This is a genomic window from Nocardia sp. NPDC051030 (assembly GCF_040683015.1).
Classification (GTDB): domain Bacteria; phylum Actinomycetota; class Actinomycetes; order Mycobacteriales; family Mycobacteriaceae; genus Nocardia.
Map to the genome: position 1 here is coordinate 341,638 of NZ_JBFBCD010000008.1, position 8,517 is coordinate 350,154.

At 65.6% G+C, this 8,517-nt stretch carries 7 protein-coding genes and 1 riboswitch; of the genes, 3 read left to right on the forward strand and 4 right to left on the reverse strand.

Going from position 1 to position 8,517, the window contains the following annotated elements:
* Positions 1 to 400: 400 nt before the first annotated feature.
* The 3 genes from AB0N05_RS27110 to AB0N05_RS27120 are packed head-to-tail and all read right to left on the reverse strand — an operon-like array spanning position 401 to position 2,012.
* Positions 401 to 1,363, reverse strand: a complete 963-nt coding sequence (locus AB0N05_RS27110; RefSeq protein ID WP_364698761.1) for an NAD(P)-dependent alcohol dehydrogenase — start codon at positions 1,361 to 1,363, stop codon at positions 401 to 403.
* On the reverse strand, positions 1,360 to 1,590 hold the full coding sequence (locus AB0N05_RS27115) for a helix-turn-helix transcriptional regulator (protein ID WP_364699119.1): 231 nt from the start codon (positions 1,588 to 1,590) through the stop codon (positions 1,360 to 1,362). The genes AB0N05_RS27110 and AB0N05_RS27115 overlap by 4 nt, the downstream gene beginning before the upstream one ends.
* On the reverse strand, positions 1,587 to 2,012 hold the full coding sequence (locus AB0N05_RS27120; protein ID WP_364698763.1) for a hypothetical protein: 426 nt from the start codon (positions 2,010 to 2,012) through the stop codon (positions 1,587 to 1,589). Before AB0N05_RS27120 ends, AB0N05_RS27115 begins: the two co-directional genes overlap by 4 nt.
* A gap of 390 nt (positions 2,013 to 2,402) precedes the next feature.
* Between AB0N05_RS27120 and AB0N05_RS27125 the strand changes: the two genes are divergently transcribed.
* The 3 genes from AB0N05_RS27125 (at position 2,403) to AB0N05_RS27135 (ending at position 5,037) form a co-directional block, all read left to right on the forward strand.
* Positions 2,403 to 2,945 (forward strand): HNH endonuclease, encoded by a 543-nt coding sequence (locus tag AB0N05_RS27125; RefSeq protein WP_364698765.1) that lies wholly within the window; start codon positions 2,403 to 2,405, stop codon positions 2,943 to 2,945.
* Positions 2,946 to 2,980: 35 nt separating this feature from the next.
* Positions 2,981 to 3,247: a WhiB family transcriptional regulator gene (locus AB0N05_RS27130; RefSeq protein WP_364698767.1), complete on the forward strand. Its 267-nt coding sequence runs from the start codon at positions 2,981 to 2,983 to the stop codon at positions 3,245 to 3,247.
* Positions 3,248 to 3,429: 182 nt separating this feature from the next.
* Positions 3,430 to 5,037, forward strand: a complete 1,608-nt coding sequence (locus AB0N05_RS27135; RefSeq protein WP_364698769.1) for a substrate-binding domain-containing protein — start codon at positions 3,430 to 3,432, stop codon at positions 5,035 to 5,037.
* 165 nt (positions 5,038 to 5,202) lie between these two features.
* On the opposite strand, the gene gcvP is transcribed toward AB0N05_RS27135, so the two are convergent.
* Positions 5,203 to 8,037 (reverse strand): aminomethyl-transferring glycine dehydrogenase, encoded by a 2,835-nt coding sequence (gene gcvP / locus AB0N05_RS27140; protein WP_364698771.1) that lies wholly within the window; start codon positions 8,035 to 8,037, stop codon positions 5,203 to 5,205.
* A gap of 169 nt (positions 8,038 to 8,206) precedes the next feature.
* Positions 8,207 to 8,301, reverse strand: a riboswitch (glycine riboswitch).
* Between the last annotated feature and the right edge of the window lie 216 nt (positions 8,302 to 8,517).

Consider the following 8,517-nt stretch of genomic DNA (forward strand, 5'->3'; position numbering starts at 1 on the left):
CCGCGTCGACGCGTCGGCGTGGCCCTTTCGCCGAGAGGGACATGAGCCGGGGTTTTGTCCGGTTAGACCAGCCTCATGTCCCACTGAACGTGTTCTACCCCGAGAGGCGTAGCGGTGGGGGCCGTTTGGGGCCTCCACGGCTGCTCGTTGGTCTTCGTTCTTGTCTTGTGTCTCTTGTCTTCTCCTCTTCTTGTCCAGGCGTCTTTGTCTTTTGTCCTTGTCTTTGGTTCTTCGTCTTCGTGTTTCGGGGCCTTCTCGGATTCAGGCAAAATGGGCGCACGTGACTGTGTATCCGGTTGTGCGCCGCACCGAAGAACGGAGCGCTCAGCGGGACCAACTATTCGCATCGGAGCGGGCCCTGGTATACGTTTTCGAGCTTCGTATCGCCCGATGCTTGAGGTCAGCTGACCGTGATTACGATCTTGCCGAGTGGGTGGGCGGTGAGGAGGTGGTCGATTGCGGTGGGGACTTCGGGGAGGGCGAAGGTGCGGGTCAGTTTGGGGGTTACTGCGCCCGCTGTTGCCAATTCGGCTAGGACGCCTAGGACTTCGGGGTCGGGGAGGGCGAGTAGGCCGCGCAGGCGGTGTCGGACGAAGGGGGACAGGAGGACTGCGCGGAGGGAGCGGTCTATGCCGGCCATCCAGCGGCCGCCGTTCTCGCCGCCGCCCAGGACCAGGGTTCCGGTCGGAGTCAGCAAGCTGCGCAGTTCGGCCAGCGGGCGGTTTCCAGCCATATCGAGGATGAGATCGTAAGTGCCGGTGAGCTTCTCGCTGGTGTAGTCGATGACGGTGTCTGCACCGAGTGCGAGCACGGCTTCGGCGTTCGGGCCGCTGCATACTCCGGTTACCTGCGCGCCGAAGTGCTTGGCCAGCTGGACGGCGAGATGCCCTACGCCGCCGCTCGCTCCGATGATGAGTACGTTTTGTCCGGGCTGGATGTGCCCCACATCGCGCAGTCCGACCAGGGCGGTCATTCCGGAGGTCGGTAGCGCTGCTGCCTGTTCGAAGCTGAGGTTCACCGGCTTGTGCTGGAATTTGATCTCGGGGGCGCAGGCGAATTCGGCGAAGGCTCCGGGGACCGCGCCGAAAACCTCGTCGCCGGGGCGGAATCGGGTTACTCGGGAGCCGACGGCTTCGACCACGCCTGCGGCATCCCAGCCGCGAATGCGGATCTTCGGTTTGCGGATGCCCAGTGCGAGGCGCCCGACCAGGGGTAGTCCCGTCATGAGATGCCAGACGCTCGGGTCCATGCCTGCGGCGCGAACCTGGATGAGGACCTCGTCGTCACCGACGACGGGGGTGGGGACATCGGTGTAGGCGAGGGTTTCGGTGGTTCCGTACGCGTCTTGGGTTATGGCCTTCATGACTGTGACTCTTCTTCCGGGTATTCGAAGACTTCGTCCAGGGATGCGCGGAACACCCTGGCGATTTGGAATGCCATCTCCAGTGATGGCGAGTACTTGCCTTGTTCGATGGCGATGACGGTCTGGCGGGTGACGCCGATGCGGTTGGCGAGTTCGGCCTGGGTCATTTCGCCGCGGGAAAAGCGCAGGGCACGAATATTATTGGTGACCTTGGTCGGTTGTTTCACCACGGCCAGTACCCCCGCCGGTAGGCAATGATCTTGGCGGTGGCGCCGACTACCGCCGACAGCGTGAAGCCGAGGTAAAGGACATTGGCGATCCAGAACGACTGCCGGTCTGCGAGCGCCAGCGCCAGCGCGGCCACCGCGCCCAGCACGATGAACGCATTGCCGGTCTGCGCCCCCATCCGGTCGATCTCGCGATCGCGCTGATCCTTGCGATCACCGTCACGCGAGCCGATCGATACCGCGATGCTCGCCACGATCGACGCGATGATCGAGCCGCCGACCGCCCACAGCAGCGGCGCGACATAGGACACCTCCGTCAGCGCCGAATCTCCCACCCGGAAAAGCACCACGACCAGGTAGATCACATAGGAGACCACGGCCGCGACGGCCATGATCCACGTTCGCTTCTCCTCGTACGGCATGCGCTCAGAGTAAAGAAAACTCGACATGATGTAAAGGATTTTTTACATCTGCCGGATCTCCGCAGCTCCGGAACAAATCCGCGATCCGAGTCGTTGACCCTGGACCGGCAGAAAATCACCCGACAATGGCATGCCCGTTGTGCCACCATGAGTTTCGAAGACGATCAACCGACCGAACGGTCGATGAACAGCAGGAAGGAGGAGGCGGCAGTGAATCCGGTTTTCCCAGAACAGCATCCGACGTTGTCGGGACGACGTGCCCTAGTGGCGGGCGGTCGCATGCGTGGTAAGCGCGGTAGCGATCGGTATGCAGACCGCCTCCAGGCCGACGCGTAGCCGTCCCCACTTCCCCCTTCCTGTTCTCTCATCTCACGAAACATGGTGATACCCATGGCCTTCCGTCATGCCGACGACCCTCACATAACCACCGAAAACTGGATACACACCGGTGTTCTGGTGCTCAACGCCTCCTACGAGGCGCTGACCGAGATCAATGCCGAACGCGCCGTGGTGCTGCTGCTCAATGGGGCCGCGGAGACCATCACCGATCGGCGGCCGCACTTCCCGATCCGCTCGAAGCATGTCGAGATCGCCCTGCCGGAAACCATTCGGCTGAACCGATACGTATACCTCGAGCACCGGGTCCTCGTGCATGACGAGAGCCGGGCCACCCTGCCCGCCGTGCTGCGACGGGACCGCTACCGCTGCGGTTACTGCTCCGGCTGGGCGCGCACCGTGGACCACATTCGCCCGCGGTCGAGGGGCGGCCCGAATACCTGGGCCAACCTGATCGCCGCGTGCGGTCCCTGCAATAGCCGTAAGGCGGACCGGACTCCGGAGGAGGCCGGGATGCCCCTGCTGTGGGAGCCGAAGGCGCCCAATGACATGGAGAAGAGACAGCGGCAGATCTGGAAGGACCTCGCCGCATCGTGAGAACAGCGTGATCGGATACGAAAGGAGCGATCCCGATGACGAAAACTGCAGTTCAGGAGCAGACCCTTGCGGATCTGCTCCCCATTTCCGACTCGCCCGACTACTGGCAGCATGCCGCGTGCAAGGGTGACCCCAACCACGAGGCGTGGTTCCCGTACCCGTCACAGGACTTCGACTACGCGCGAAACATCTGCGACGGCTGCCCCATCCGCCGCGAGTGCGGTGATTTCGCTTCGCGCACCGGTCAGTCCGGTGTCTGGGGCGGGCACGAGTACGACCGCGGCAAGATGATCCGCGAATAACGAGGGGTGGATCGGCGGTCGCTCGGTAGAGCGACCGCCGATTCTATTGATAGCCGATGCGCGTAACCGCCTGGCACAGGTGGCTAATTCAGCGTGAACATACACTGAAGATCGTGGGTACTCATCGCGCCGCAGGCCGATCACGAGGTGTTAGCAAAGGGCCAGTTATTGCAGTGGTGGCGGTGATCGTGCTAGCCCTGGCCGTCATCGGCTGGGCCTGGCTGCAACAGCGGTCGAAGGACCGCGACAACGCGGCCGCCGCCTCCTGCGTCGAGGGCACCACCACACTGAATGTCACCGTCGATCCCGATATCGCGACCCCGGTCAAGGCGGCCGCCGACCGATTCAATGCCACCAAACCGCATGTGCGCGATCACTGCGCGCAGGTGAGCGTGAACGCCCAGCCGTCCGCCGCCATGATCGCGGCCTTCACCTCCAATGCCGCATGGGACCCCAAGCTCGGCCCGCAGCCCGCGCTCTGGATTCCGGAATCCTCCCGATCGGTCGAGCTCATGCGCGTGCCCGGCCTCATCGCGGGCACCCCGGCCCCGATCGCGCTCAGCCCGATTTCCCTGGCCGTTCCGGACGAGCTGCGCCGCGCACTCGAAACAGCGCAGGTGCACTGGGCCGATCTGGCCAAGTTCCAGCAGGGTTCGCTGGCCGATATCGGCCTGGCCCCCTGGGGCAAGCTGCGCCTGGCCGTCCCCTCCGGCGACGCCACCCTGGCTGTCGCCGCCGCCGTCGGCTCAGGCGTCTCGGGCACCGACCCCCTCGACGAGAACACCGCCAAGTCCGGCCAGGTCATCTCGGCCATCTCCAACCTGGCCGCGGGCGCCCCGCCAGCCAAGGACACCGTCTCCGCACTGACCGACCTGGCCGCCGCCCCGGCCGCCAACGCACCCCTGCACGCAATCGCCGCTACTGAACAGCAAATTCGAGCGCGCAACGGCCTCACCGCCTTCCGCCCCACCGGCGACGGCCCGGTAGCCGACTACCCGGCCGCCCAGCTCACCGGCGCCTGGGTCGACCAGACCGAAAACCTCGCGGCGGGCCTGTTCGCCGACTTCCTGCGCGCCCCCGAACAGTCGAAGCTGTTCACCGACAACGGTTTCGGAGCCGCTCCCCCGGCGACCGCCCGTGTCCCGGCCAAGGCCGCACTGAATCAGGTCCAGCAGGTACTGGCCCACCCCGTGCTCGGCGTCTCCGCCACGGTGCTCCTGGATGTCTCCTCGTCCATGGCCACCCAGGACGGCACCACGACCCGCCTCGCCAATGCCATCGCGGCACTGCAATCCACCATGACCGTCATGCCGCCCGACTTCGGCCTCGGCGTCTGGACCTACGCCAAGAACCTCGACGGCGACAACGCCAGCAAGGTCCTCACCGCCACCGCCCCGCTGACCGATGAGCAGCGCACCGCCATCGCCCAGTCCCTGGCCACCGTCACCGCGAGCACCTCGAAGCCGGACCGCACCTACCCCACGCTCGAGGCGGCCTACAAGAATGCCGTGAGCAACTACGCCGCGAACCGCACCAATTCGATCTTGCTCATCACCGACGGCCCCGAGGACGACTCCACGGTCACCGGCGATCAACTGCTCAATGCCATTGCCGCCGCCACCGACCCGGCCCATCCGGTCCGCGTCGATATCATCGTGCTCGGCGGCGGCCCCGGCACCCAGACCCTGCAAACCCTCACCCAGCGCACCGGCGGCAGCTACACCAAGGTCCCCGCGGGCAATAACCTCGCCTTCGGCACCGCCGTCTCCCAGACCCTGACAACGCCCTGACCATGCACTACCCGGCGTGGAGCCTGCTGATCATCGCCCTGGACGTGGTGGTCATCTGGGCCATCGCAGCCTGGCGGCCTGAGAAAGCCGCCTAGAGCCCAGCCCTACCGAAAACGTCGCGCCCCCTGCGGTTTTTCGCAGGGGGCGCGCCGTTTTCACCGAATATCAGTCGGTGTACGAATCCATCGGCGGGCAGCTGCACACCAGATTCCGGTCACCAAACGCACCATCAATCCGACGCACAGAAGGCCACACCTTAGCCCGCGCGCTCCCCAACCCCTGCGGATACACCGCAGTTTCCCGGCTGTACGGGTGATCCCACTCCCCCACCAGGCACTGCGCCGTATGCGGCGCACCACGCAGCGGGTTGTCCTCCACCGGCCACACGCCCGCCTCGACCTGATCGATCTCACCCTTGATGGCGATCATGGCGTCGATGAAAGCGTCCACCTCTTCCAGGTTTTCACTCTCGGTCGGCTCCACCATGAGCGTGCCCGCCACCGGGAAGCTCATGGTCGGCGCGTGGAAGCCGTAGTCGGCCAGGCGCTTTGCCACATCGTCCACGGTCACACCGGTGCGCTTGGTGATCTCGCGCAGATCCAGGATGCACTCGTGCGCGACCATGCCGTTATCGCCGGTGTAGAGCACTGGGAAGTGCGGATCCAGCCGTCGCGCAATGTAATTGGCCGAGGCGATCGCGGTGAGCGTCGCCCGCCGCAGACCGTCCGCGCCCATCATGCGAATGTAGGACCAGGTGATCGGCAGAATCGACGCCGAGCCGTACTTGGCCGCCGATACCGCGTGCGAGCCCTGCTCCAACGGATCGCCCGGCAGGTACTTGGCGAGGTGCTCGCGCACCGCCACCGGACCCACGCCCGGGCCGCCGCCGCCGTGCGGAATGCAGAAGGTCTTGTGCAGGTTCAGGTGGCTGACGTCGCCGCCGAACTTGCCCGGGCGAGCCAGTCCCACAAGCGCGTTCAGGTTCGCGCCGTCCACGTACACCTGGCCCCCTGCCTCGTGCACCAGCCCGCACAGCTCGGCCACCTCATGCTCGTACACGCCATGCGTGGACGGGTAGGTGATCATGATGCAGGCCAGCCGGTCGGCGTGGTCGGCGATCTTGGCGCGCAGGTCGTCCAGGTCGATATCGCCGTTCGGCCGGGTCTTCACGACCTCCACCCGCATGCCGACCATGGCGGCCGACGCGGCATTGGTGCCGTGCGCGCTGGACGGGATCAGACAGGTATCGCGGTGCGAGTCACCGCGATCGAGGTGGTACCGGCGAATCGCGAGCAGGCCCGCGTACTCACCCTGGCTACCGGCATTGGGCTGCAAGGAAACCCGGTCATAGCCGGTGACGTCGCACAGCCAGCCTTCGAGGTCCTCGATCAGCCGGATCAGGCCGGGGGCGTCCTCGACGGGCGCGTACGGGTGAATGCTATTGAACCCCGGCCAGGTGATGGACTCCATCTCCGCGGCCGCATTCAGCTTCATGGTGCAGGAGCCGAGCGGAATCATGCTGCGGTCCAGCGCAATATCCTTGTCCGACAGGGCGCGCAGGTAGCGCATCATGGCGGTCTCGGTCTGGTAGCGAGTGAAGGCGGGCGCGGTCAGGAACTCGGAGGTGCGGTTCTCCACGTGCGGGCGCAGCTTGCCGTGGAAGAGCGCGCCCTCGGGCCCGACCGGGATCTCCGCGCCGAAGCAGTCGAGCACTGCCACAACATGCGTATCGGTGGTCGCCTCATCGCAGGCGATGCTGACATGATCGGCATCGACCAGGTGCAGGTTGATGCCCTGCCCCTTCGCCTTGGCCACAATGCCTTCCGCGCCGCCGGGCACATTCACCAACACGGTGTCGAAGTAGGTCTGATGCACGACGGCATCGCCGAGCCCGGCCGCCAGCCACTGCGCATGCCCGTGCACCCGCCGCGCGATCTGCTTGAGCCCCTCGGCCCCGTGATACGACGCGTACATGGCGGCCACAATGGCCAGCAGCACCTGCGCGGTACAAATGTTCGAGGTCGCCTTCTCACGGCGAATGTGCTGCTCACGGGTCTGCAGTGCGAGCCGGTAGGCAGTGTTCCCATCGGCATCCACCGACACACCGACCAGACGCCCGGGCAGCTGCCGAGCATGCGCGGTATGCACCGCGAGGTATCCCGCATGCGGCCCACCGAACCCGAGCGGCACACCGAAGCGCTGGGTGGTGCCGAAGCAAACATCGGCCCCCTGCTCACCGGGAGGCGTAATCAGCGTCATCGCAAGCAGATCCGCGCCCACGGCGACCAAAGCCTTGCGCGCATGCGCCGCCTCGATGACCGGAGCCCAATCCACGATCCGCCCCGACGCACCCGGCTGCTGCACGATCACACCGAAGAACTCGCCCTCGGGCAGCTCCCCGTCTGCCAGATCAGCCTCGACGATCTCGATCCCCAGCGGCTCGGCGCGCGTGAACAGCACCGTCCGCGTCTGCGGGAAGAGATCCGAGTCGATGAGCAGCCGGTTCGACTTGCTGGCCCGGTTCGCCCGCTGCAACAGCGTCATGGCCTCGGCCGCGGCGGTGGCCTCATCCAGCATGGACGCGTTCGCGACATCCATCCCGGTCAGATCCGACACCATGGTCTGGAAATTGAGCAGCGCTTCCAGCCGCCCTTGGCTGATTTCCGGCTGGTACGGCGTGTATGCGGTGTACCAGGCCGGGTTCTCGATCAGGTTCCGCACCAGCACCGGCGGCGTGAGGGTGGCGTAGTAGCCGAGCCCGATCATGGTGGTGGCCACCGTGTTCGACGCGGCCAGAGCGGCGAGCTCGGCCAGCACCTCATGTTCACTCGCGGCGGGCGGCAGCGCGTCGAGGCCATTGCCCTCGGCGGCATCGAGAATGCTGGCGGGCACCGCGCGGGTGGCGAGTTCATCGAGCGATTCGGTACCGACGACGGCCAGGATGCGGTCGAGTTCACCCGAATCGGGTCCGATGTGGCGGTCGGCGAAGGAACGATTCACGGCAGCAGCTCCAAAGGGTTCGGGCGGGGGTCGACGCGACGTCTGCCCTCCCCCTCTGTCCTTGGCGCCTGAGAGATTCGGAGCCCGGCCCACGCGGTTGTGCCGCATGCGGCCATGGTCCTTTCACCATGGGCGGGTGGCTCGCGACCACCACTTTCCAGAGGCGCCGAAACTCCGCACGGTCCTTTGTGCCTGAGAGATTGACGGGGAGGTGCTGCTCCTTCGGCGTCTGGGTTGGACCCAGAGCTCTCCCGCACGGCTGCGACGCAACCCAAGTCTAAGCGGCCACAAGTTACGAGCATGTTGCCTGGGCCGGTTTTTCAGAGATGCAGTACACCCCGCCAGGCAAAAAGAAACGCGGGGGGGCGGGTGGGGGGCCGCCGGGCCCCAATCAAAAAGCCCCCCAAAGCCAAAACCCCCAAAAGCAGAACCCCGAAACCGCAAACCCGGGTTTGTAAATAGAACCAATGGCCCGCAACC

Bases quoted from the DNA above. Each gene is read 5' to 3' on its own strand.
- AB0N05_RS27125 (WP_364698765.1), top strand. From the start codon at position 2,403: ATGGCCTTCCGTCATGCCGACGACCCTCACATAACCACCGAAAACTGG.
- AB0N05_RS27120 (WP_364698763.1), bottom strand. From the start codon at position 2,012: ATGCCGTACGAGGAGAAGCGAACGTGGATCATGGCCGTCGCGGCCGTG.
- AB0N05_RS27110 (WP_364698761.1), bottom strand. From the start codon at position 1,363: ATGAAGGCCATAACCCAAGACGCGTACGGAACCACCGAAACCCTCGCC.
- AB0N05_RS27130 (WP_364698767.1), top strand. From the start codon at position 2,981: ATGACGAAAACTGCAGTTCAGGAGCAGACCCTTGCGGATCTGCTCCCC.